Annotated in this window: 25 protein-coding genes; 21 read left to right on the top strand and 4 right to left on the bottom strand. The window is 42.6% G+C overall.

Features of this window, described 5'->3' with window-relative positions:
* Nucleotides 1-27 precede the first annotated feature (27 nt).
* Nucleotides 28-1,236, top strand: a complete 1,209-nt coding sequence (gene purT / locus D8Y20_RS11370) for a formate-dependent phosphoribosylglycinamide formyltransferase (protein WP_121543858.1) — start codon at nucleotides 28-30, stop codon at nucleotides 1,234-1,236.
* A 52-nt stretch (nucleotides 1,237-1,288) separates the two neighbouring features.
* Here the strand turns inward: purT and D8Y20_RS13855 are convergent, their stop codons facing one another.
* Entirely contained in the window at nucleotides 1,289-1,546 is a 258-nt protein-coding gene (locus D8Y20_RS13855; RefSeq protein ID WP_147434069.1) for a hypothetical protein, read from the bottom strand.
* A gap of 110 nt (nucleotides 1,547-1,656) precedes the next feature.
* Between D8Y20_RS13855 and D8Y20_RS11375 the strand changes: the two genes are divergently transcribed.
* Nucleotides 1,657-2,655, top strand: a complete 999-nt coding sequence (locus D8Y20_RS11375) for an ABC transporter substrate-binding protein (RefSeq protein WP_161957629.1) — start codon at nucleotides 1,657-1,659, stop codon at nucleotides 2,653-2,655.
* Nucleotides 2,656-2,667: 12 nt separating this feature from the next.
* Complete coding sequence (locus D8Y20_RS11380; RefSeq protein WP_121543835.1) at nucleotides 2,668-4,182, top strand: PAS domain S-box protein; 1,515 nt, start codon at nucleotides 2,668-2,670, stop codon at nucleotides 4,180-4,182.
* Here D8Y20_RS11380 and tnpA read toward each other — a convergent pair.
* On the bottom strand, nucleotides 4,165-4,602 hold the full coding sequence (gene tnpA, locus D8Y20_RS11385; protein WP_121543836.1) for an IS200/IS605 family transposase: 438 nt from the start codon (nucleotides 4,600-4,602) through the stop codon (nucleotides 4,165-4,167). The genes D8Y20_RS11380 and tnpA overlap by 18 nt on opposite strands.
* Nucleotides 4,603-4,616: 14 nt before the next feature.
* On the opposite strand from tnpA, the gene D8Y20_RS13640 reads away from it, so the two are divergent.
* The 4 genes from D8Y20_RS13640 (at nucleotide 4,617) to D8Y20_RS11400 (ending at nucleotide 8,630) form a co-directional block, all read left to right on the top strand.
* A complete protein-coding gene (locus D8Y20_RS13640; RefSeq protein ID WP_153232665.1) occupies nucleotides 4,617-4,778 on the top strand; it encodes a hypothetical protein in 162 nt (53 codons plus the stop codon).
* Nucleotides 4,779-4,810: 32 nt separating this feature from the next.
* On the top strand, nucleotides 4,811-6,430 hold the full coding sequence (locus tag D8Y20_RS11390) for a recombinase family protein (protein WP_121543837.1): 1,620 nt from the start codon (nucleotides 4,811-4,813) through the stop codon (nucleotides 6,428-6,430).
* Between the two features lie 90 nt (nucleotides 6,431-6,520).
* The gene (locus D8Y20_RS11395) at nucleotides 6,521-6,808 is read left to right on the top strand and encodes a hypothetical protein (RefSeq protein ID WP_236075420.1); all 288 of its coding nucleotides are present in this window, start codon (nucleotides 6,521-6,523) and stop codon (nucleotides 6,806-6,808) included.
* A gap of 1,162 nt (nucleotides 6,809-7,970) precedes the next feature.
* Nucleotides 7,971-8,630: a response regulator transcription factor gene (locus tag D8Y20_RS11400; protein ID WP_121543838.1), complete on the top strand. Its 660-nt coding sequence runs from the start codon at nucleotides 7,971-7,973 to the stop codon at nucleotides 8,628-8,630.
* Nucleotides 8,631-8,668: 38 nt separating this feature from the next.
* On the opposite strand, the gene D8Y20_RS11405 is transcribed toward D8Y20_RS11400, so the two are convergent.
* The gene (locus tag D8Y20_RS11405; RefSeq protein WP_147434070.1) at nucleotides 8,669-10,351 is read right to left on the bottom strand and encodes a hybrid sensor histidine kinase/response regulator; all 1,683 of its coding nucleotides are present in this window, start codon (nucleotides 10,349-10,351) and stop codon (nucleotides 8,669-8,671) included.
* 304 nt (nucleotides 10,352-10,655) lie between these two features.
* Between D8Y20_RS11405 and D8Y20_RS11410 the strand changes: the two genes are divergently transcribed.
* From D8Y20_RS11410 to D8Y20_RS11470, 13 genes are all read left to right on the top strand, one after another.
* Entirely contained in the window at nucleotides 10,656-11,330 is a 675-nt protein-coding gene (locus tag D8Y20_RS11410) for a response regulator transcription factor (protein WP_121543840.1), read from the top strand.
* 156 nt (nucleotides 11,331-11,486) lie between these two features.
* Nucleotides 11,487-12,824 (top strand): undecaprenyl-phosphate glucose phosphotransferase, encoded by a 1,338-nt coding sequence (locus tag D8Y20_RS11415; protein ID WP_201265634.1) that lies wholly within the window; start codon nucleotides 11,487-11,489, stop codon nucleotides 12,822-12,824.
* Between the two features lie 123 nt (nucleotides 12,825-12,947).
* On the top strand, nucleotides 12,948-13,721 hold the full coding sequence (locus D8Y20_RS11420; RefSeq protein ID WP_201265635.1) for a hypothetical protein: 774 nt from the start codon (nucleotides 12,948-12,950) through the stop codon (nucleotides 13,719-13,721).
* 22 nt (nucleotides 13,722-13,743) lie between these two features.
* Entirely contained in the window at nucleotides 13,744-14,019 is a 276-nt protein-coding gene (locus D8Y20_RS13745) for a hypothetical protein (protein WP_121543842.1), read from the top strand.
* Nucleotides 14,020-14,042: 23 nt separating this feature from the next.
* Nucleotides 14,043-14,498: a low molecular weight protein-tyrosine-phosphatase gene (locus D8Y20_RS11430; RefSeq protein WP_121543843.1), complete on the top strand. Its 456-nt coding sequence runs from the start codon at nucleotides 14,043-14,045 to the stop codon at nucleotides 14,496-14,498.
* Nucleotides 14,495-15,655, top strand: a complete 1,161-nt coding sequence (locus D8Y20_RS11435; RefSeq protein ID WP_201265636.1) for a polysaccharide export protein — start codon at nucleotides 14,495-14,497, stop codon at nucleotides 15,653-15,655. Before D8Y20_RS11430 ends, D8Y20_RS11435 begins: the two co-directional genes overlap by 4 nt.
* Nucleotides 15,652-15,831 carry a hypothetical protein gene (locus tag D8Y20_RS11440; protein WP_121543844.1) on the top strand — a complete coding sequence of 60 codons (180 nt, stop codon included), beginning with the start codon at nucleotides 15,652-15,654 and terminating at the stop codon, nucleotides 15,829-15,831. The genes D8Y20_RS11435 and D8Y20_RS11440 overlap by 4 nt, the downstream gene beginning before the upstream one ends.
* Nucleotides 15,824-18,043, top strand: a complete 2,220-nt coding sequence (locus tag D8Y20_RS11445) for a polysaccharide biosynthesis tyrosine autokinase (protein ID WP_121543845.1) — start codon at nucleotides 15,824-15,826, stop codon at nucleotides 18,041-18,043. Before D8Y20_RS11440 ends, D8Y20_RS11445 begins: the two co-directional genes overlap by 8 nt.
* Before the next feature lie 2 nt (nucleotides 18,044-18,045).
* Nucleotides 18,046-19,419 carry an oligosaccharide flippase family protein gene (locus D8Y20_RS11450; RefSeq protein WP_161957630.1) on the top strand — a complete coding sequence of 458 codons (1,374 nt, stop codon included), beginning with the start codon at nucleotides 18,046-18,048 and terminating at the stop codon, nucleotides 19,417-19,419.
* On the top strand, nucleotides 19,416-20,120 hold the full coding sequence (locus D8Y20_RS11455) for a sulfotransferase family 2 domain-containing protein (protein WP_121543847.1): 705 nt from the start codon (nucleotides 19,416-19,418) through the stop codon (nucleotides 20,118-20,120). The genes D8Y20_RS11450 and D8Y20_RS11455 overlap by 4 nt, the downstream gene beginning before the upstream one ends.
* Nucleotides 20,121-20,122: 2 nt before the next feature.
* Nucleotides 20,123-21,094: a sulfotransferase gene (locus D8Y20_RS11460; protein WP_121543848.1), complete on the top strand. Its 972-nt coding sequence runs from the start codon at nucleotides 20,123-20,125 to the stop codon at nucleotides 21,092-21,094.
* Nucleotides 21,081-22,340: a hypothetical protein gene (locus D8Y20_RS11465; RefSeq protein WP_121543849.1), complete on the top strand. Its 1,260-nt coding sequence runs from the start codon at nucleotides 21,081-21,083 to the stop codon at nucleotides 22,338-22,340. The genes D8Y20_RS11460 and D8Y20_RS11465 overlap by 14 nt, the downstream gene beginning before the upstream one ends.
* A complete protein-coding gene (locus D8Y20_RS11470; RefSeq protein ID WP_121543850.1) occupies nucleotides 22,337-23,104 on the top strand; it encodes a glycosyltransferase family 2 protein in 768 nt (255 codons plus the stop codon). Before D8Y20_RS11465 ends, D8Y20_RS11470 begins: the two co-directional genes overlap by 4 nt.
* A 73-nt stretch (nucleotides 23,105-23,177) precedes the next feature.
* Here D8Y20_RS11470 and D8Y20_RS11475 read toward each other — a convergent pair whose 3' ends face one another.
* Nucleotides 23,178-23,726 carry a putative colanic acid biosynthesis acetyltransferase gene (locus D8Y20_RS11475; RefSeq protein ID WP_121543851.1) on the bottom strand — a complete coding sequence of 183 codons (549 nt, stop codon included), beginning with the start codon at nucleotides 23,724-23,726 and terminating at the stop codon, nucleotides 23,178-23,180.
* Between the two features lie 262 nt (nucleotides 23,727-23,988).
* Between D8Y20_RS11475 and D8Y20_RS11480 the strand changes: the two genes are divergently transcribed.
* Entirely contained in the window at nucleotides 23,989-24,651 is a 663-nt protein-coding gene (locus tag D8Y20_RS11480) for a hypothetical protein (RefSeq protein WP_121543852.1), read from the top strand.
* Nucleotides 24,652-24,719 lie beyond the last annotated feature (68 nt).

Genomic DNA, 24,719 nt, shown 5'->3' on the forward strand with positions numbered 1-24,719 from the left:
CCCGATAATATTTCCAGGGGCTTCATCATGATAGATAAAAATGTTCCAAAGCAAAATATTCAGATAGGTACTGCCTGTACATCTTCGGCAACACGGGTGATGTTGCTGGGCTCTGGGGAGCTAGGTAAAGAAGTTGCTATTGAGTTGCAACGGCTTGGTGTAGAAGTGATCGCGGTGGATAGTTACGCTAATGCTCCTGCTATGCAGGTGGCGCATCGCTGCCATGTGGTGAATATGTTGGATGGGAATGCACTGCGTGAGCTGATTGAAGCAGAAAAACCATCATTGATCGTGCCTGAAGTCGAAGCGATTGCGACCGACACATTGGCTGAATTGGAATCAGAAGGGTTTCAGGTGATTCCTACTGCGCGTGCTACGCAGTTGACTATGAACAGAGAGGGCATTCGTCGCCTGGCGGCTGAAACATTGGGCTTGAAAACATCGAACTTTCAATTTGCCGCGACACTGGTTGAATTTGAAGCAGCAGTGAATGCCATCGGCATGCCATGCGTGGTAAAACCGATTATGAGTTCATCCGGTAAGGGGCAGTCTGTAATTCGTGATGCAGATTCTATTGAGGCTGCCTGGGGTTATGCGCAGGAAGGTGGCCGGGCAGGCAAGGGGAAAGTGATTGTCGAAGGTTTTATCGATTTCGATTATGAAATTACCCTGCTTACTATTCGTCATCGTGATGGAACATCTTTCTGTCTGCCGATCGGGCATCTACAGGTGGATGGTGATTATCGTGAATCATGGCAGCCGCAGCAGATGTCTGATGCGGCCCTTGCTGCTTCGCAACATATTGCCGAGCAGGTCACCACAGCACTGGGTGGTTATGGACTGTTTGGTGTGGAACTATTTATCAAGGGGGATGAGGCAATATTCAGCGAAGTGTCACCGCGCCCGCATGATACGGGCCTTGTGACTTTGATATCTCAGGATCTGTCCGAGTTTGCGCTGCATGCACGTGCAATTCTTGGTTTGCCAATTCCAAATATTCACCAGCATGGTCCGGCAGCATCCTGTCCATTGGTGGTGGAGGGAGACTCCAATCAAGTCCGTTTTGGCAACCTTGAACAAGCGCTGTCTGAACCCGATACGCAGGTTCGACTTTTTGGCAAACCCGAAGTGCATGGTAAACGCCGTATGGCGGTAGCACTAGCACGAGGCGTGGATTTGGAAGAAGCACGCAAAAAAGCAAATAACACTGAGCAACAGATCAAGGTTACCCTGTAACTTACATAGCTCTTGCAGTAGTGCTTAGAAGCACTGCAAGAGCTATGATCTATTACTCCTCGTCATCAACACCCCATTCATCATCATCCATGCCGAATGGCGGGATGCCAATCAGAAACTCGACTTCTGATGTAGGTATATGGGAATGTCGCCCACTAATCCATTTTATCATATCATTACGGTCACTATCTATATCGTGATTCATGGTTGCCATATAATCCTCCGTTGCAGCTCTTTTATCTGAGCTGTTGATGGAAGCATTTAATAGTCGAAAGAAGTCAGGAAAATGACAAACATGTGACGACTGCATGACAGCACTATTGGCATAGAAGATGCTCTCTATCTAGATATACAAGGTTTATGGCCAGATGTATGAACAGAGATTGGTTCATTAAGGTTTTTTTTATCAACGGAGGGTTTATGACAACAAGGTTTCCAATCATCGCTTTGATAACACTCCTGGCAGCTGCTCTGTTGCTGACGGCTTGCGATAATAATAAAAGTAAGGAAGTTGCTGTTCAAAACAAACTTGAAGTGAAAATTGGCCGGTTAATTTGCGGTGGTCATCTATCCTTAGCTGTTGTGGAGAATTTGTATCAGGATGATTTATCTTCCTTTCGTTTGAAAACCATTCAGAATCATGACTGGAAAGATGTAATCAATGATATGAAGAGCGGCAAGCTTGCTGGTACATTTGTGTTGTCACCACTGGCGATGAATATGATCCGTGAAGGATTACCTGCAAAAATTATTATGATGGCTGATCGCAATGGTAATGGTTTTGTGTTGTCTAAAAAATATAAAAGTATTGCTGAATTAAAAGCGCATAAGGCTGTGTTGGCAGTACCGCATATCTATTCCCAGCATCATGTGCTGCTCTACCTGGCACTGAAACAACATGGCGTAGCTTACGACGATGTGACAGTCGTGGGTATGCCGCCGCGTGATATGATCACTTCACTCAAACGCGGTGAGATTGATGGTTTTATGGTCGGAGAGCCTGAAGGTAACAAATCAATCTCGCTCGGTATTGGCTGGATGGCATCCATTTCTCCAAAAATCTGGAAGGATCATATGGATCATGTGTTTCTTGCCTCAAACGCTTTTATCGAACAACAGCCAGAACAGGTGCAGGAGTTGATTCATGCCTTGAAGAAAGGTGGTATGTATATTGAAAATAACCCGCATGAAGCTGCTGTGATGGGGGAAGATTATACCGGTTCCAGTGCTGCCGTATTTGAGAAAGTGTTGACCGATCCACCTGACTGGATTGATTACAGAGATATGGTTCCATCTGATGAACGTGTGCGTGCTATGGCCGATGTAATGATTGAAATGGGACTATGGAAAGATATGCCTGATAACTTATCTGATTACACCGATCAGTCATTTATACTTAATGCGTCGGGCGTGAGGTAAGCAGGTTTTCAGATGAAGTTCTTTAAGAAGATGCCACTGCGAAGAGCCTGGTACGGGCTGATCATTATCGCCTCATTGTTGCCCGCTATTGCGCTTTCCCCCTGGCTTTCCCAACAAGCCCACAACTTGTTACTTGATCGAGCACTTTTGAAAGAGGAGGTGTTTCATAAAGAGGTTGAAATATTTTTGCATCTTGAAACGAATCGTTTGGTTTCCGTGTTGCAAAACAAGTCTGATCCCATAGCTCACTTTTTAACGGAAGATAAAAATTCCAAGGCTATCGGGAAGTTGGTCGAAAGAATTGCTCAGCGAGAATCAATGGTGAATACAACGAGCGTCTATGATGAGCATACAAATCTAATTTTTCGATCTGTTGTGCATGGGCATCAACCGGCTGTGATTGATATGAATAGTCCTGCAATTGTTATCCCGATGCACAATCGCATCTTTATTGGTTCGCCACAAAGGCTCTCTGATCAACATTACGAATTTATTATCTCTGTTCCTGTTGTGCATGAAGGCACTGTTGTTGGCGTGATTGTGAGTACCATTAATATTGACGAATACTGGAAAAATGTCAGAACGCAAATTCCAGAGCACAATTCAAAGGTTTATCTTATTGATGGACGCGGTTCTTTGCTTGTTCATCAGAATGAGACAAACCTGAAGCAGGGTGATTTGCTGTCAGATAAAAAGATTGTACGTAGCATTCTGGCGGGGAAAGACTGGCATGAAACCAGCGAATATGAGGGTTTTGAAGGCAATCAGGTCTTTGGTATCGCGACGCTTGTTCGTGGACTGCAATGGGGGCTTATCTCAGAAGTTGAAGCGAAGGAGATCACTTCAGCCATTGTATCTAAACTGACGCTGTTAATTATTATCGTTGTTTTTCTGCATGTCGTGTTTGGTTTGATCAGTTTGATTTTTACCGGCCGTCTGCTGGGGCCGATTTTTGATTTGGGTAAGGTGATGAAGCGCGCCACAGAAGGTGATTATAGCAATCAAGCCAGCGCATCGCCGTATGTGGAAATTGATGATTTAAGCCGATCATTTAATATGATGATTCAAGAGATTGAAGTCCGTGAACTTTCACTGAAAAAATTATCGCAAGCGATAGAGCAGGGTGGTGAATCAGTCATCATGACCGATAAACACGGGGTGATCGAGTATGTAAATCCGGCCTTTACAGAGATAACCGGTTTTAGTTTTGATGACGTTGTTGGTAAAAAACCAAATATACTCAAAAGTGGTGTTCAATCTGCTGAGTACTATAAAAAAATGTGGCTCACCATTTCCAGGGGCGAGGTGTGGCATGCCTCTATTGTTGATCAGCGCAAAGATGGTTCTACATATCCTGCGCTGATGACGGTTTCTCCAATTATGGATGCGAAAGATAATATCACTCACTATGTGGGCATTCAGCAGGATATGAGTGCGCATGAAATGCTTGAGATTCAACCACTGTGCGCTGAAGCGCACAGAATGTGTATAACGACTAGAAGTCGTCCATTACTCGATCCTAAATAGGTCTCCGCCCTGATCTTCCTCTTCAAAATGATGAGCTATATACTCCTCTATCATCTTTGATGAGACATTTCCCGTGCTCACTGCAAAATACCCTCTGGCCCATAGGTGCTGACCCCAGTAACGCTTCTTTAAGTGTGGAAAATCTTGCTGCAGTTTCCGCGAACTCTTTCCCTTCAAATACTGTACCAGCTTGGATATGGAAGTCGATGGATCTATTGATACAAGTATGTGGACATGATCATCACTAACAACTCCTGAGAGTATTTCAGCATTTTCTTCAGTGCATATTCTCCGGATCATATCTCGTGTTCGGATCGCAACGTCACCCTTCAGTACTTTGTATCGATATTTCGTAATCCAAACTATATGTACTTCTATGCTGAAAACACTGTGGCTCGATTTCCTATAATGCTTGCCCATAAGTCAATCATATCATGCTGAAGCCTTCGCCTGAAGGCGAGGGTTTTAACCCAACCCGGACGTGTGACAATAAATTTCGACAGGCACAGAAGATGGAGGCGCTTGGAACGCTGGTGGGTGGCATTGCCCATGATTTTAAACAATTCGGCTACATTAGAGAGCTTGCCTGCCGATAGATAAGTAGGCTTGCCAACAAGGAGCCTATGATATGCAAAAGAAAGCCTATTCCTACATTCGATTTTCCACGCCACAACAACTGAAGGGTGACAGCCTGCGCCGTCAGCTTGAGACCAGTCGTGCCTATGCCGAAGCGCATAATATGATTCTGGATGATTCCCTGCGTGATATTGGCATCAGCGCATTCAAGGGGAAGAACGCAACCGAAGGCGCATTAAAGAAGTTTATTGAACTGGTTGAAGCCGGTCGCATTGAAAAAGGTTCAGTGTTGATTCTGGAGAGCTTGGACAGATTATCCCGCCAGCAGGTGTTTTCAGCCTTGGGGTTATTTTCCTCTATTTTGTCTGCCGGTGTCGAGATCGTAACGCTGGCAGATAACCAGCACTATACAGCCGAAAGCATCAACGATGTTGGCCAGCTTATGTTCAGCCTTATTTCCATGAGCCGTAGCCATGAAGAATCAGCGGTAAAATCGAAACGCCTTGCCGCCAGTTGGGAAAACCGGCGTAGGCTGGCTGTTGAAGGTAGACGCCCCATGACAGGCCAGTGCCCCAAGTGGTTGCGATTGTTCGATGATAAAACCCATTTTGAAGTCATCGAGGAACGTGCGGACATTGTGCGTAAAATTTTTGAACAAAGCGTTGCTGGAACAGGCCAAAGGAAGATAGCGGCCAAGCTGAATGAAGCAGGTGTGCCCACCTTCAGTCGCGGCGACATGTGGCATTCATCGTACATTGCCAAGATTGTTCGCAGCAAGTCCGTGATTGGTGAATACCAGCCAAAGCAAAAAGGTGAGCCTGTCGGTGAACCGATAGCAAACTATTATCCGGTCATTGTCAGTGAGGATATGTTCTGCAAAGCGCAATCAGCGCGGGTAAGCAGGATGAATCCATCATCGGCAGGTCGAAAAGGCTTGAAATTTTCCAATCTGTTTTCGGGTCTGTGTAAATGTCTGGAGTGCGGTGCTACCTATCGCCTGATCAAGAATGGGCGCTCACATATGTTTCGCTGCAACGACAACTATATGTCTAATGGCTGCGAGTGCGATAAACGCTGGCGTTATCATGACGTTGAAAATGCCGCGCTGCTCATGCTCAGTGAGAAGATCGACTGGTTCAGTGCCCTTGGCGGTCAAACCAACAGCAAACAACGTCTGGAATTGGATATAGCATCATTACGGGTGAAGCTGGCAGATACGGAGAAACAGGTTAGCCGTTTTGCAGAACTATTCAGCATGGCAGATGGAGCCATGATGACCGATGCCAGAACCCGATACATGAAAGCGATGCAGGTGGCTGATGATCTCCGGCATGATATTGAACTGAAAGAGGCAGAGCTTCGCACCTTTACGCCGGTGCAGCATAACGTGGATAGGTTGAACCGGATTATCTTTGAACTTGGTTCAGAGACAGATGTGCACAAGTTGTATGAGTTGCGTGCGCAGATTAACGGCATATTCCGTGATGCCGGATTGCTGCTCTATTTCAATCGGCACGGCGTTTACTACTACGTCAAAACAACAGGTCAGAAGGATATTCTTTTGACCGATGAGCATCAGGATATGCTATCGATGGCCGCCGAACTAGATATGCTCAACCACGCTATGGAAGGCATGGATGCATACATCGAAGAGGTGAAGGGTCTGGAATAATTTTTCCATAATGCACAAGGCGTGCACGAGGAATAGCTCAAGTTATTTCACATGTCGCCGATATGCTGGTGCAAACGATAGGAGAAACTTATGGCCAAATCAGCAACAAAATCATCAGGCATCAGGATGCCCGTTAAAATCTATAGCTGGATAGATCGTCTGGCCGCACGCGAGGATATTACCCGCAGTGAGTGCGTTTGCAGATTGGTGCAAGTAGCAGTAAGGAAGCTTGCTTCCAAACCAAAATCCAGTCCAAAACCAAGGCCAAAGCCCAAACAGCCGTGGACGGTGAATGTTGCATGGGCAGGCTATTCCTGTTCAACCCTAGTGGTCGTGTCATCCATTGCAGGATTGATTCAGCAAATTATGAAGGTATAGCGCACGCGCCAAATCATTCCTCTCAGACCACACAGACTTTACAGAAAAGCTGAATCAACTATCGCATAAAACAATATGGGGTCATCGTATTACTCAAGGTTCATAATGCTTCGCGGCTTGATTCAGTGAGATATGGGGTCACTTTTGCGAACAGCAAACAGTAGGGTGTGATAAAATATTCCCTCGCTGCACTTGGTCATTTTTTATCGGGTGATCAGATTGAAAAAAGCATGCGTGAAAAAGAAATCGCTAAGGCGTTTCTTTTGGCGCACGCACCTTTGTTATTCGCCACCCGTGCGGCGAATGTATGTTGGTATTCCGGGATGCATCCGTGACAATCACTTTTCAATCTGTGTGAAAGCGCGTTTTTTAAGAAACGAGCAAGCGACCTTACAAGTGGCGGCTTACCCCTTGCCAGAGCCGCTCACTTCAAACCATTAAGGATTTTTACAATCAAAACCATCAAGAATGCAAAACCTGTGGTGAACCATTGGGCATGCGCTCGGGCGCATGCATATCACGGCGCTTTGTTCTTTTACGCGGCCTGTTCAATGGGGCGCGACGTTAGAAATGCCGACCGGCATTTATGGGCGTTGCAGCCGGTGATTCCGGTACGAAAAGCGCAATAGCGGTTTTTGTATCACACCCTACTGTTTCATTTTACGAAAAGTTGTATCACTTTTGCCCCGAACAGGCCGAAAAGCGTTGGGGGACAAGGGGAATAAAGTTGTGTCATTTATTCGAGATGGAGGTGTTGGGCTGGTGGTTGAAGGCGATGTTTTACCGGTATCAGGTAAGCATGATCAGAACCGGTTGAATTGGTTTTGAGAGGGCTTGCCCTTCACGCGTCGTTTCCACACCGTGGAAACGCCTAAGCGCGCTCTTAGCAGAGGGCGATAGGTAATCCTTCTATCCGATGCACTAATATTTATCGGTAATATGATTTAAAACTTGAGGGCTTCTGAAGCTATACTCAAGGAAAACAAAAAATAGGGAGGTTGACCAGATTATATAATTTGACCATCAACAAATGAATTTGCAGAGTAACGCTAGCATGGCAGAGGGCTTGCACTCTCAGGATTGTATAGGTGGTCGAGTGCATCCGAATACGCACCACCACTAGGGAGAATTCTACTTCATATGTTATTGATATGGTTATTAGATGGGGGATGATTGTGGGGTGTATTCGGTTCTTATTGTGGAAGATGAGCCAGCAACCAATGCGGTACTGACTCAGATTGTGTGCAACCAGAAGAATCTTCGCCATATAGCATCTCCAACTTCGATTAAAGAGGCTCTGCCTTACCTTAAATCGCCAGCTAAAATTATACTGATAGATATCGGCTTGCCTGATGGCAGTGGAATTGAACTTATTGGCTTGGCGAAAGCGAATAATCCAGATGCTGAAATTTTGGTGATTACAACTTTTGGCGATGAGAAAAATGTACTGATGGCCATTCAGGCCGGAGCCACAGGATATTTACTTAAAGACCAATCTTTTGATGATATTGAACTACATATTCAGCAAGTGATTCTTGGCGAATCTCCACTTAGTCCGGCTGTCGCTAGATTTGTATTGCAGAGTGTTAGTGCCATAAAGCCACAACAGAACGCACCTGATTTAAAAGAACATGGCCTCACATCCAGAGAAATTATGGTACTTGATGTGCTGGCCAGAGGCTGTAGCCGTTTAGAGACAGCAGAGGCATTGGGTTTAAGTCCACATACCATTACAAGCCACACTAAAAATATTTATAAAAAACTATCTGTAACATCCAGAACAGAGGCTATTTTTGAGGCCAGTCAACTGGGGCTGATTTAAATTTACCAATAGTCTTATGTCTTGTGCCCATGGGTTGTTTATCTGATTAACTCCTGAATTAGTGTTTGTAATCTGGCTGGATCAACCGGCTTAGTGATATAAGACGAAACACCAAGTGCAAGCAGTTGATCCTGAATGGATTGTCCCTGTTTATCTGCTGATATGGGAACATGGCCTACTGCTGAGGCAACGATAACAGGTATATTTTTGAGATTGTCATTCATTTTTATCTTTTTAATAAGTTCAAGCCCATCCATTTGATCCATTTGAATGTCTGTAATTATCAATGCAGGCTTGGTCTTTGACATGGCATTGAGTGCTTCAATGCCATGCTCAGCCTCAATAATATCGACATCCACGATGGTTTGGATGTTTTTCTTGATAATAGAGCGTTGCACCTCTTGATCATCAACCAGAAGGATACTGTTGACTATCTCGGGTAATGTAATGCTGAAAATAGTGCCCTTGTTTTCAACAGACTGAACCTCAATCGTGCCGTGATGGGCTTCAATAATATCAAAACAATAGGGTAATCCGAGTCCTGTTCCCGCTTCGCTAGAGGTGCCTAATGAGGTTGTTTTAACCTTGTCATCGAAGATGTGGTTGATATAGCCGGACTCCATGCCAACACCTGTGTCTTCGACATAAATCACCCGGTAATTTTCAGAGCTGGAATAAATGCTAACAACACCTCCCTCTTCAGTGAATTTGATCGCATTAGAGATTAGATTAGACAGTGCCTCTGCAAGCAAGCCTGCATCGGCAAAGATCAAAGCCTGCGGTGAGAGTTTATTGATCAGAGTGATCTCTTTTTTATCGGCCTTAAATGCAAAGCTGTCACAGACCTGTGATGCCAGCTCAGCAAGATTGATCAGCCTTTTACTGATCTCTAACTGTCCACTCTTTAGTATACTGATATCAAGTAGTTTTTCGGTGAGTAGCAGTAGCCCTTTGGTGGTCTTTTCTGTTGTCGAAATAAGCTCATTTCGCTGCTCGGAGGTGAACGTGTATTGACTCTCAGGTGCCAGCATTTTCAGGCAGTTGTGAACCCCCATCAGTGGTGATCTGATATCGTGCGAGACCAGTGCAACAAATTTATCTCTTAAAAGGGTGGCATCTTCGGCCTGCCCTTTGGCTGATTGCAGATCAAATTGTAACTGATAAGTATGTTTGAGCATTTTACTGGTTGCTATGGCAACGCCTACCACACCCACATAAAAAATAAAGAATAGTGCTGCAATAATCAAATCATCCACATGGAAAAAAACTAAGGCTCCGATGACCTGCAGAATAATGGGAATCACCAGCGTGAGATAAATAGGAAGAATGGCGGAGAGATTCATGGCTGCAGCAGAAATGCCCAGAATGGGCAGCAGGATAATAAACGAGTAAATATTCCACTCACTCGGCAAAAACCAGGCCAGTGTGCCCCACAAGATGCCATTGCATAAAATAGCAATAAACAGATGCTTCTTTAAACGCTGTAAATTTTTCCGATCTAAATCTTTGGCTGAATAACTGCGGCAAATAAGAAAGCGGTATAAAATCGTAGTGTGAATGGCTGCCAGCCAGAGTAGTAACAGTTCATGTGAATATGCAGGCCACAATCCGGTGACTACGATAAGCTGGGCAATGCTTATTGAGATATATGCTATTCTGGCATGCTCAAGAATATTTAACATCTGAGCTTGCAGCATTCTGGTTTCTACTGGCTGTAGCACTTTACCATCCTCGATGGACTCTCACTTAAGCCCAATCAATCACGCTATACTATAGGGTTCAGCATAAAACATGAACTCTCCGCGCCAAGGCAAGGGGGCAGATTCCTAATTTGGATTTTTTCAATCGGGTCGTTATTTGCTGAATTTAATCTACTTCATTATCGCTTGAAATTGAGACCAACGGTTAGAGTTATTTTTTGACACACCCTTTTCGCGGTATATACGTGTTTAGTATAATCATATCTGATTCCCGTATCTGAACTTATATAATCCGATTATATATCGGTTACCTGTTGAGGGATAAATGGAAAAAAACTGCTTTATGATTTTTGGGTTTGAATCGATTTCGCGCAAATCATTGGAACAACGTATTTTACGCATCCATGAAATTGAAGATGTCGTTGTTGTTGCAAACATAAGACAGGCAGGTGTTCTTTTAAAAGAGCATCGTATTGATGTGCTTATCATTATGCCAGAATGTATAAATTATTTTAATATAATACAGCAAGCAAAGACATGCAGTCCTAAGATCAAAATTATGGTGTTGTCTTCAGCTATGCAGGCAGAGGATATTGTAAATATTATCCGGTTGGGAATCAGTGCTTTCCTTTCATTGGAAGATGCTTTAGATAATATCCGTACTCACCTAGATGCGATGTTGTGCGGTGATTTCCCTATCAGCCCATCAATTGCAAAATATGCTTTAACAACAGAACGAAGAGCTTCTCTTGAAACCACCAGGGAGCCATCGGTGTTGAGCTTGCGGGAGCAGGATGTACTAGAACTGATGGCTATTGGGCATAGCCGAAACGATATTGCCAAATCACTCCAGTTAAGTCCCCACACGGTAACGACGCACATTAAACATCTCTATAAAAAGCTGGGTGTCCACAGTCGCACCGAAGCCGTGTTTGTTGCACAACAAGAAAAAATTCTTTGCCTCGATCATGTAACTATAAACTCAGACAATATTGCATAATCGTCCTCCATACCCTTTTCGTGGTATATGCTAAAATGCTGTTCACATATCTAATTCGCATATGCAAATCATCATAATGAGTATTATTCAGTGAGCTCTTACTCAAAGGGTTACATACATCGTTTTCACACTTGGCTTTCTGTATTTCAGAAGGGGATGGATACCATTATGGTGTTTGCGACCTTAATGGTGAGTTGTGTTCTGTATGACTTACCTTTTTCATCTTTTTATCAGGTTACAGCCATTCTGGCTGCTTTGCTTACGCTGTTATTTATGCACATGGTTGGAGTATACCAGCCTCGCCGAATTGCCTTTGTATGGAATGAAGCTCATTTGATATTATTGGCGTGGGGATTGGTGATCGGAAGTTTACTGACTATTGCCTGGGCAACTCAAAACACAAATAATCTCTCCCAATCTGCGATATCCGCTTATTTTGTTGCGACACCCCTGATACTGATTCTTACCCACATTATGGGGCAAATTCTATTGCGAATGATCAGAAAGAAAGGTTTAAATCAAAAGAAGGTTGCTATTGTTGGTAGCGGCCCTCTTGCTATTGGGCTGGCCGAAACCATTCAGGAGCTGGAGTGGTCAGGCATGCAAATAATAGGCTTTTTTGACGACAATGAAAATTCGTCTTCCCAATCGAAGCAGAATATAACCATGCTAGGGAAAATCGATGATATCTTTCACATGGTCGGCAAGGAGGAAATAGACACTATCTACATCGCTCTTCCTATGCATGCTGAAAAGTCGATATTGAAAATATATTCTACCCTGCAAAATACGACGGTTTCCATTTTTTTAATTCCGGATCTATTTTCCTTTCATTTGATGGGAGCTCGCCAGTGTTTCGTTGGCAGTATGCCTGCATTTCAATTGTGTGAAACCCCCTTACTCGGAGTCTCTAGTGTGTTCAAGCGAATAGAAGATATTTTGATTAGTAGTATCGCGTTATTGCTGATGCTGCCGCTCATGAGTCTGATTGCTCTTGTCATTCAAATAACTTCACCCGGGCCAGTGTTTTTTAAACAGCACCGCTATGGCTTCCAGGGCAAAAAAATAAGAGTTTACAAATTTCGAAGCATGAGTGTCTGCGAGGATGGCTATCATATTTCGCTGGCCGAAAAAGACGATTCAAGAGTCACTCCTTTCGGCGCTTTTTTGCGTAGAACATCATTGGATGAGCTGCCGCAGCTATGGAATGTATTACAGGGCAATATGAGCATTGTTGGGCCGCGTCCTCTTGCTGTCATGGTTAATGAAGAATATAGGCAACAGATACAGGGTTATATGTGGCGGCATAAGATAAAGCCAGGCATTACAGGGCTGGCTCAGATAAGCGGGTGGAGAGGGGGAGATACTCTTCACCGTATGGGAAAACGGGTAGAGTGTGATCTGGAGTATATTCGTAACTGGTCAATTCGGCTGGATATGAAGATTTTGTTCAGGACGGTGCATTATCTACTCACCAGTAAGGATGCTTATTAGTTGCTGCAATCTATGTCGATTGATATTCCTCCATCGCAAAGAGTACCCTTTTCACGGTATGCCATGTTAACCATTCCTTTCCTAGACTAGCGCTGATTTAAAATTATGAGGAGATTATTTGTTTTGAAAAACAATATACGTTTACTGTGTTGCATTAGCCTGTTGTGTGTGCTGTTACCATCAACCGCTTCTGCGGCTAAGTTGGAGTTTTTTGGAGATAAACCTGTGATTGGCCCAGGTTCTTCTTTAGGCACGCCTATTGCCTACGGCGCGAGTTGGGGGCAATACTTTGTCGGTATCGGGCTTACCGATAAGAGACGCAAGCAGTCTTCAGCGGATGGTTCTGCTGTGTTTGGTTTTGGCCTTGGTGACCCGGAAAAGTATATAGGCCTGGAAACCGATGTGTCTATTATTAGTTTAACTTCGCGCAATGGTGATAGAGCTGGAGACAGTGGTTCTGTCTCCCTCAAACTACACCGCTGGTTACCCTACCACATGGGCATTGCTGTTGGGGTGGAAAATGCCGCAACATGGGGCATTGCCAAACGAGCCGGCGTGAAAACTAATGGCTTTGCTGTCATTACTAAGATATTGCCACTGAATAGCTCTTATTCGAAGTTTCTCACCGTGTCTGCTGGTGTTGGTAATGGCCGTTTTGGGCCGATCCCACTCACCCCCAATGCACTGACACAAAAAAAGATAGGTATCTTTGGTAGCATGGGTTTTCAGTTTCACCCAAGTACTGCGCTTGTGAGCAGTTGGACAGGTAGAGATTTAAATCTTGGTTTTTCGTTTGTGCCCTTATCCACCATCCCCATGACAATCAATGTAGGTCGAGTGAATGTATTGCATCGGGAATCTCTATCAGCCTGGGTTATTTCAGTCGGTTTCTTATAACAAGCATCAACAGGAGAAGATGATGAAAACAATCGTTTTATTTATTTTATTTATGGTCTGTGCGCCACTGGCATACGCTGGCGCATTGCCGGTAGGTGGTGTTGGGCTTGGCTCTGGTTTTGTTGGCGGTGGCTTTACGCCTATGCCTGCTGCACCTGCTGCGTTATTCAACGGCGGTGATTCCAGCGGTGGTGATTCCAGCGGTGGTGATTCCAGCGGTGGTGATTCCAACGGTGGTGATTCCAACGGCGGTGACTCCAGCGGAGGCGATTCCAACGGCGGTGGGGATGATCGTTAAGCGATGAAAGCTTCGGAGTGAGATTGTTTCAGGATATTCTTTTTGTATGTGTCGGCAATATTTGTAGAAGCCCAATGGCCGAAGCTCTATTGAAACAGCACCTTGCTTCTGCGCATGTTCATATCAACTCCGCCGGCATCGCGGCGCTTGTCGGGCAAGCTGTTTACCCGGAAATCCAGGGTATAATGGATCGTGATGGCATCGCAACCGGGCAGCATCAAGCCCGGCAACTAACAGCGCAGATGGTGAGGCAGGCTGATCTTATTCTGGTCATGCAGTCCAGCCAACAGTCTTATATCCATAACATGGAATCTACGGCGCGAGGCAAAGTGCATCTGCTTGGTAAATGGCAGGAGATAGAGATTCCAGACCCTTATCAAAAGTCAGAAGAATATGTTGAATATGTATACAAACTGATCAACACATCAGTTAAAGATTGGAGTAGCAGATTATGGCTACAAGAGGGAAAAGATAAATGAATCGCATTGTTATATTGCTATTAACCATGTTGTTATTCAATGCCTGCGCTATGGCTCCGGGTATGCGAATTGATGAATCTAGATTGCATGCAAGTGCTGAACCTGAAACACAGAAGCTCGATATTAAACTATTGCCTATCACTGGGGCTGCTCTGCAACAGATCCGACAGGCGCAGCAAGCACAGGAGTCAGATCATGCCTTTCAGCCTAGAGCTTTACAGGCTGAAAGTGGTGCTTACCAATACCATGTCATGCCCCGCGATGTCTTACAGATTACGGTTTGGGATCACCCTGAATTAACCTTGCCCGAGGGGCAGTTTCGCTCTGCTGCAGAGAGTGGATCTATTGTGCATAGCGATGGCAGTATCTTTTACCCCTACGTTGGTAATATTGCTGTTTCGGGCAAGAGCATTGAACAAATCAGGGGAGAATTAACACACAAGCTTTCCAAGTTCATGCCCAAACCCCAAGTTGATGTACGTGTATCTTCGTATCGCAGCCAGCATGTATATGTGACCGGTGAAGTCACCAAACCTGGCGCTTATGCAATTAGTGATATGCCAATGCACGTGTTGGATGCGTTGAACTTCGCAGGTGGAGCACGAACACGGACACTGAGCAACCAAATCAATGAAGCTGATCTGGAGCGTGTCCAACTGACCCGTTCAGGAAAACGATACAATATTGATATGCACAAGTTGCTTAGCGATGGTGATTTGTTGCACAATTATTTGTTGCAAGATGGTGATTTACTGCATGTGCCGGATAATATGAACAATAAGGTATTTGTGCTTGGAGAGGTGAAAGCAGCGGGATCGTTCCTGATACACAATGGTTTCATGAGTCTGGCCGATGCGTTGGCGAACAGTGGCGGCTTTGATATGAGCAGTGCCAACACCGGCCGAATTTATGTGATTCGCAGTGGTTTACAATTTCATCATCATACTCGAAACGCAGCCGACCATGCAGGAAAACCAGTCATTTACCGGCTTAATGGAAGCTCTCCCGATGCCCTTATTCTCGCCGATCAATTTCAATTGCAGGCGCGAGATGTGGTGTTTGTATCTACCGCTGATGTCGTCGCCTGGGGGCGTGTGCTGGGTCAATTATCCTCAACCATTCAGGCTATTGGTATTGGCCGGGCGCTGACACGATGAATCAATTTGTTGAATATGGAAATTTATGCAATAACGAGCATGAAGAATTGGCAGATAAATGGGGCGTTTCGAGGACTCTTGGCGGTTTAAAGGCGATACTGAAAAAACAAAAGGACAAAATAATAATGAATCTGAAATGCGTTGAAGTCTCAGGCATGGATGTGTTCAATGCCTGATTCTCAGTCCTTAGCTCTTAATTCTCAAGCATCCTCAACACCTTTTGATATAAAAGACGAAATCGATCTAGCTGAATGTATCGGTATCATTACTGATAACTATCGTAAGATTATTGCTATTACTGCTCTATTCTTTATGGCTGCCACTTCCTACGCATTTATGTCAACGCCTATTTATGAGGTCGATGCTTTGCTGCAGGTCGAGGATAAAAATTCAGGTTTGGGGGATATGGTAGATTTGGGCGCATTTTTCGCTGGTGATGCACCCGTAAATGCAGAAATTGAGATTCTCCGTTCTCGTTTGGTGCTTGGTAGGGTGGTGAATGACCTAAGTTTAAATATTTCAGCATCTCCGCATTACTTTCCATTTATTGGCGAATGGATGGCACGAACTTATGAGCAAAGCAATGTGCCTGCCAGTGTACCGCTTGGTTTGACATCTTTTGCATGGGGCGGTGAGGAAATTCAGTTGAATGAACTGGATGTACCTCCTGACTACGAGGGTAAAGAACTTACACTGGTTGCTGGTCAACGTAAGCATTACCGCTTGTTCGATGAGGATAACACCCTGCTTTTGGAGGGTGATGTTGGTCGCAAGGTGGAGGAGCATGGTATTTCGATTCGGGTAGGAGCACTGGAGGCTAGGCCAGGCGTTAGTTTTAATATTGTGAAGGAGAGCTGGTTGTACCAAGTACAGCAGTTGCAGGATTTTATTGATATTTCGGAAAAAGGGAAAAAAACGGGTATGTTACAGATAACCTTGGAAAACCCCGACCCGTCCCTTGCTGTATCTATATTGAATGCACTGGCTAATATCTATTTAGATCAGAATGTTGGACGTAAATCAGAGGAAGCCAATAATGCGCTGGTTTTTTTAAAAAGGCAGTTGCCCATTATTAAAGAAGATTTGAGTGATGCTGAAACAAAAATGAATAATTACCGGGTAATGCGCGGCTCGCTAGATGTTGGGCTTGAAACTAAAACCGTATTAGACCAGCTCGTAGAAATAGAACGTCAAATTTCCGAAGTTCAATTACAAAAGACTGAGATGTATCAGCGCTTTACTGCGAGGCATCCGGTTATTCAGTCAATCAATGCAAAACTCGCTATTTTGAATCAGGGCAAGAAACAGCTTACTGACAAGGTTAATAAGTTACCTGCAACAGAGCAGGAAGTACTCAGGCTGATGCGAGATGTGAAAGTTCAAACAGAGTTATATACATTGCTTCTAAACAAAGTACAGGAGCTGAATGTAACCAAAGCTGCCACTATTGGTAATGTACGTATTCTTGATTATGCAGTATTACCGGATGAACCAATCAAGCCTGTTAAGGCGCTAATTGTGGCGCTTGGGTTTGTAGTGGGCCTATTTGTTAGCTTGATACTCGTTTTTGGTCGCAGGCTTATGCAAAAAGGCATAGAAACCCCTGAAATGGTCGAGCAGAAACTTGGTCTTTCTGTTTATGCTACGGTGCCGCATTCCCTTACTCAACTAGAACTGTATGCTCAGATGCGAAAACATAAGGGCAAGAGAGGCTGCTTCCTGCTTGCCTCAGTGAATGAGTCGGATTTAGCTATTGAGAGCTTGCGTAGCTTACGTACCAATTTGCATTTTGGTCTAATGGATGCAAAGAACAATATTATTATGATGTCAGGTTCAGCCCCCGACGTAGGAAAATCATTTGTCTCATCTAATTTAGCACATGTGTTAAGCATGGCGAATAAGCGAGTGTTACTGATTGATGCAGACTTACGCAAAGGGCACTTGAATGAGTATTTTGGGTTGGATAGAGAGAATGGATTATCCGAATGTATTCTGGGTGATTTGTCTCTCAAACAAGCCGTGAATCAAACTTCATATGAAAAATTAGATGTACTGACAACGGGTAAAATACCGCCAAGCCCATCTGAACTTCTAATGAGCGAACATTTCGAAACCATGCTGGCTGAAGCTTCAAAATTCTACGATCTAGTGCTGATTGATACACCTCCAGTTCTAGCCGTTACCGATGCTGTAGTGATCGGTAAATTGGTAGGTACTGCGTTCCTGTTACTACGTGCTGGTCGACACCCAGTTCAAGAAATCCAACAGGCCGTCAGACGCTTTGAGCATGGTGGCGTTAAGCTTCAGGGTGCTATTTTTAATGACATCAAACGGACACGCTCAAGATATGACTATGGTGGCTATCAATATAAGTATAAGGAAGAATGAGTTTGAAAAAAACTCAAGGCTCTTTAGTCAACAAACATTTTCTATCTGGAAGTATATGGGCTCTTTCTGGAAAGATATTCACCACCATTGCCCAATTGCTCATCAATGCTTTGCTTGCACATTTATTAGCACCTGAAGAATTGGGAGTCTATTTTCTTATATTTAGTGTTGTGAATTTAGCAGCACTATTGATTCAACTTGGCATGCCGCAGGTGGCTGTGAGATATATTTCGGCATCATTGGCAAAACAGACCCAAATTAATCAGCTTATAAAATATTTATTTTCATTCTGTTTTATCAGTGCATGTATCGTTTCTTTGATATTTATCTTTTTTGCAGGTGATTATCTTGCCGTAAATACGTTTCATTCTGAAACGATGCTTGATGTCATGCAACTTGCTGTCTTGTGGGCTGTGGTTCTGGCATTTCAAGCGCTATCAGCTGAAATATTCAGAGGGTTTAATGATATTCGATTTGCCACTGTTTTTGGAGGGTTAATTAACAGCATTATTATTTCTATTTTGTTTGCATCTCTTTGGGTAGACCAGGGACATACTGATGTGTCGCAGGTGATTATATTATCAATTGCCAGTGGCTTTGGCTGTGTGATTACTGCTTGTTTTTTAATAGGGCGTAAGGCGAATAGTATTAAGGATTTGACAGACCATGATAACGATTGGAAAACGCTGTGGGTTGTCGGTTGGCCGATTTTACTGACGAATATAATATTCTTTGCGCTTCTACAATCAGATATTTGGATACTGGGAATTTATGCTAGTAAAGAAGAAGTCGGTATTTATGCTTCAATTGCGCGTTTGGCGATGATTATTTCAGTATCATTGATGATTATTAATGCGGTTGTGTCGCCATTAATAGCTGAGTTTCATGCCAAAGAAAAACTTCATGAGTTAGAACTTACTTTAAGGCCTATTACATCGCTGGCATTTCTGTGTTCTTTTTTTGGAATGAGCTTTTTCATTGTATTTGGCGCTGATACTTTGGCTTTGTTGTTTGGTGAGAAATTCAGCGAGGGGTGGATGATCCTTGTTTTATTGTCAGTGGCGAACCTGGTGAAAGTGTTTGGCGGTTCGTGTGGAGTAAACCTTTTGATGACCGGACATCAAATGGCATTGTTAATGATTACTGTGATTTCAAGTATTATGACAATAGGACTTAGTCTAATTTTAGTTGAGACTTATAGAGGCGAAGGTATTGCCTCAGCCTTGATCGTTGGTTTTTTTATACAAAACTTGATAAGTGTGCTATATACAAAAAAAGTTAATGGCATCTGGACTCATGCAGATATTGGTTTCATCATCAACGTGCTAAGTGGAAAGTGGCATTTAAGCGCAATGGGAATGAATAAATTCAAATGATTATATCCCATAAGTATAAATTTATTTTTATAAAAACCACCAAAACAGCAGGCACAAGTATTGAAGTTTATTTATCCTCCTTATGTGATAAAGATGATGTTGTAACGCCTATATTTCCTCATGTTGAACCACATATATCTAGAAATTATAAAGGGCTATATAACCCTCTGAATGAAATTTTGGATGCAAAAGGGAAGGGACTAGCCCGAAGCCTTAGGGACTTTTCTATTAGGCATAAATATTATAATCACATGCCAGCTTACAGAGTACGTGCTCGTGTGCGAGTAGATGTATGGGATAGATACTTTAAATTTTGCGTGGAGCGTAATCCATGGGATAGAACGATGTCGCACTTTTCCATGCTTCAACAACGAAAAAATAAGAACTTAACGCTCAAACAGTATTTCGACAGGGAAATGTACGCAACGAATTATCCAATTTATTCGGATTGGACAACACATAAAGTGATTGTGGATAAGGTTCTTCGCTATGAGTCTTTGAATCAAGAGTTGGGAGGTGTATTCAAGTATTTAGGCGTTCCATTTTCTGGCGAGCTTAATGTGCATGCGAAACTTGGGGATAAGTCAGCTCTAATAAATCGGGATGTATTTAGTGAAGAGCAAATTCAGATTATTGGGAGCACATGTGCTAATGAAATTGATCTGCTCGGTTATACAAAACAGTCCGGAGCTATAGATTAATCATGGAACCCCTTTTTATCTTTTCTCTCCCTCGTTCCGGGTCTACTTTACTGCAAAGGGTGTTAGGAGTAACACCTGAAGTTTCTACAGTATCAGAGCCGTGGGTACTTCTTCCGTTATATTATTCTTTAAAGAAAGATGGCGTTTACGCAGAATATGGACATGATTGTCTTGTTGACGCAATAGAAGATGTATGTCAGGTACTTCCGAATAAAGCTCAGGATTATCATGAAGCTGTTGCTGAATTTGCGTTGTCTCTCTATCGGAAACTATCCGACCCAAATGCGAAATATTTTTTAGATAAAACCCCACGCTATCATCTCATTGTGGAGGAAATTATCGCTACCTTTCCAAATGCCAAAATCATATTCCTTTGGAGAAACCCCCTTGCGATTGTGTCATCTGTAATCAATACATGGGGAAAGAAGGGGCAGTGGAATCTTCATGCATCAAAGATTGATTTGTTTGATGGGTTGGAAAATTTAACGCGTTCATATGTAAAGCATGAGAATAGATCTTATGCGGTTCGTTATGAAGATTTAGTTTGTGGCTCAAGAGATTCTTGGGAGAGCCTTTTTCACTATCTGGGGGTTCCTTATAAGGAAGAATATATTGAAAAATTTACTGCTTTAAAACTGCAAGGAAGGCTTGGTGATCCAACTGGAGTAAAGAATTACTCAACGCTATCTAATGAAACAACTGAACAATGGAAAAAAGAAATGACGAACCCGATTCGTAAGTTATGGTGCAGGCGGTATCTTGATTTTATTGGTCGTGACAGGTTGTTGGTGATGGGCTTTGATATTGACCACCTAAAGGAAGAACTTCAATCTGTAAGGTCTGATATGAAATATATGTTTTCTGATTGTGTTGGGCTTGTTTATGGCATGATATATTCTTATATGGAGCCTGAAATATTCAAGAAAAAGTATAACGAACTATGTCAGAAAAGAAAAATTTATGGCCATCATTAGAAATATTATTGTCGGAATAAATGATGCCCCTTTAACGACAATGGTCAGCGTACTATGGCCGGTGAGCATTGTTTGTATGCATTTTGTGATTGTGGAACCTATTATCCTCCCTGTTTTAACGTTTCCGTTGATAGCAATATGGCTGATATTTAATGCAAAGTTCGACATATATGTATTACTGTGTGCGTTTACTTGCATAGTTTATGCTGCTCTGTTGGGGGGCTATTCAAATGATGCTATAGAATTTATAAAATCGTTTGTGCTCTTTTTTGTATTTATTAGTATGCTTTTGTTGGTATCAAAAACAAAAGCAATTAACCCTATGTTTTTTGAAGTTTCTGTAAAAATATTCATATGGCTTGCAGTTTTGGTCGCACTTCTAACGCTGACTCAATCAATTGCTTTAAATGTATTTACTAATTATTCGTTTATGAATCCGTTTGGCGATTTTGGTCGCGTTGGACCTGGCGGGCAAGTTTATACTCCTCATCCTGAGGCTCTATTGAAAAAATCAAATGCAGTTTTTTCGGAGCCTTCAGTCTGTGGTTGGTTTTTGGTATTGGCTGCTGCGATTGTAATTGCATGGAATAGACACAGGAAATCTTTTCATGCTGCAATACCATTTGTTCTATTGTTAGGGGCAGTGCTGACAGGAGCATTATCTGGTTTATTCAACGCAATATTATTACTGTTATGCTGGGCTTATCTAACGCCAAATGGATTCAAAGGTGTTTTGACTAAAACTCTATTGTATTTTCTGGTTATTAGCACTGTTGTAGGGTTGCTGTCATTTGAACCCATTGCACATCGTTTTGGTGATATTGATCTCGAAGGTTCATCAGTCTATTATAGAGTTGTTGCTCCACTCATGCTGTTAAGAGACTCTTTGCCTGAATATCCCTTCGGCCATGCGCTTGGACAGACCGATTACATTGCTTCTAAGGCTTACATGGTTAATTGGGAGGGGGGAAAGCAGTTTGGTATCCATAATAGTTTTTTTCTTATCAGTTATTACTTTGGCATCGTAGGCGTAATTATATCTTGTTTATGTATGTACATTGTCTTCAGGTCTATTCTTAAGAAAAAATGCATATCTCTAATATTGTTAGCTTTGATGTTAGTGTTATTAGAAACAGGTGGGTTATGGAGCCCTGAGATTAGTTTATTGCTGGTCTATTGCACCTTGTTAATGAAGTACTTTAATCAGTTAGATCAACCAACCTGTTTTCAGCAGGAAAAGCCATGAAGGAAGTGTTTTTTTCAATCATTACAGTTGTATATAATGATAAAGAAGGTTTTTGTAATACAAAAAAAAATATTAGTGAGCAAATCTATAAAGATTTTGAATGGATAATCATTGATGGAGCATCAACTGATGGCACTGCTGAGGTAGTTGCAGAGCTCATTCAGGACCCTTCATTGAAGTGGACTTCTGAGCAGGATAATGGTATATATGATGCTATGAATAAAGGCCTCAGTATTGCCTCTGGTGAGTTCGTGGTTTTTATGAATGCGGGGGATGTTTTTAGTTCGAAGGAGACACTTCAAATTGTTGCTGAGAAAATATCGAAGCAGGAAAATGCTATCAGTATTCTTTTTGGAGGAGCAAATTTAGTCTTTTTGAATGGTAAATCAAAATATAGACGTCCTAGAAAGTCATGTAATACTATATGGCATGGACTTCCTGCTACACATCAAGCAACCTATTATAAAACTGATTTAATCAAGAACGACCCTTATGACTTAAAATATGAAATGTGTGGGGATTACTACTTGACTGCTTCAGTAGTAATTCAGGAGGTTTCAGAGGCATATATTGATGAACCATTGGTTGATTTTAGGATAGGTGATTTTTCATTTAAAAATCCCATATTGGCCTTAACGGAAGCGTACTCCATACAGAAGAATTTGTTACATAGTTCCCTGCCTTTTAGAGTCGCTAGCTTTAGTCGACGCCTAGTTGCCATCTGTGTCGTATTTTTTTTATGTCAAATAAGTAGATTTCGTTAATATGGCACATATTCTGGCAGCCTTTTTGGAAGGTAATGCTATAGTGATCACAAATGTACATTACATGGTAATCTTATCTTGGCTTCACTGCCTTTGCAGGAGAACCAACACAAATCATCCCTTCAGGCATATCAACAAACACGCTGCTTCGCGCCCCAATCAATGCACCTCTTCCAATCGTCACACCTGGTGCAACAAACACATCCGTGGCAATCCAGACCTGATCTTCAATGGTTATTTTGTTATCAATCATATCGAATGATGATTTAGTATAATCATGGGTTGCCGCACACAAATATGAATTCTGGCTAATCACCACATCATCCCCAATGTCTATTTCCCCCAAGCTATAAAGTTCGGCATGATCACCAATCCGAACGTGGTTGCCAATGCTTACCTTCCATGGATAAGTCACACGCACGGAAGGGCGAACAATCACCCCTTCCCCAATCCTTGCGCCAAATAAGCGTAATAAAAACATCCGCCAGCCATACGTAAACTGCGGTGACATAGCGAACAAAGTTGATTGCACCAGCCACCAAAGCTGAACATACCAGCCAGACCGACCTCGGAAACCTTGAGGAAGTCGAAACTGTTCTAATTTTTGATAATCTTTAGACATTAGGTAATTCTTTTGAAGGTATATTGTGATAACCAATCATATCTCACCGTTCGATTATAGCTTTCAACACAAGCATTTTATTGGACTCCCGCATTTTAGTAGACGTTCTATTGTTTGTAGATAGTGGCTGCCTTTATTTAGCGCAATTACATTTGTTCAGCCCAATAATTGGCAGTCGCGTTTGAGTTGGGAATACCTTATTCGTGGTATATGAACGGTATCTGATGAGCTTTAAGATTCCTGATTAAAAAGGAGGGGATTTATGCCAAGGAACCGTTTATTTAATAGGAAGAAGTTAATTTCTAAAGGAAGGAGTGATGCAATTAGTGGTGAGATAAAAGAACCGAAGGTTCGCTTAGAGTTGCTTAAGCTAAAACTTAACCGAAAATGGAATAAATCATGGAATCTATATTTTGTGTTAACGGTAGAAGACCCGCTTAATTCAAGCCTTATGTACATTGCTGAATATCCTGATGCTAACGCTCCTTATCCTGATTTTGATTTAACTAAAAGATCGAACAACACAATTCCTTTTGCTCCATCCGGTTCTGAGGCAGATGGTCTCCAAGTGTTTGAGAGCCGAATGCCAAAAGATAGACAAATTTCTGTTAGGTTGAATTTAGTCCGTTCAAAAGGAAAAACTCGAAAAAGAAGCGCTGTAATTGAGAGAGGAGCAATATTTATGGATGATATTGCTGAGGTATTGAAGTTAGAGAAAATCCCAAATTTTTGGGTGAAAGCGGGTGTTCTTTCTAATAAAGCGGTGGGAAAAGTTAGTCATATGATTGCAGAGACTAAAGATAAGGACCTTGGTTTCGTAAGTCTAGATGAACGATTTGAGGAAAATTGTCCGAAGATACTTTGTAGGGATAATCAACTAATAAGCGGAGAAGCCACCTTATATTGGCGCTGGATAATTGAGTGAGGCTGACTGTTAAATTTTATGACAGAAGATTAAAACTACCTCACACGAATGACGGCTATTTTGTAATA

Origin of the sequence: Mariprofundus sp. EBB-1, assembly GCF_003665155.1 — a bacterium.
Lineage (GTDB): Bacteria > Pseudomonadota > Zetaproteobacteria > Mariprofundales > Mariprofundaceae > Mariprofundus.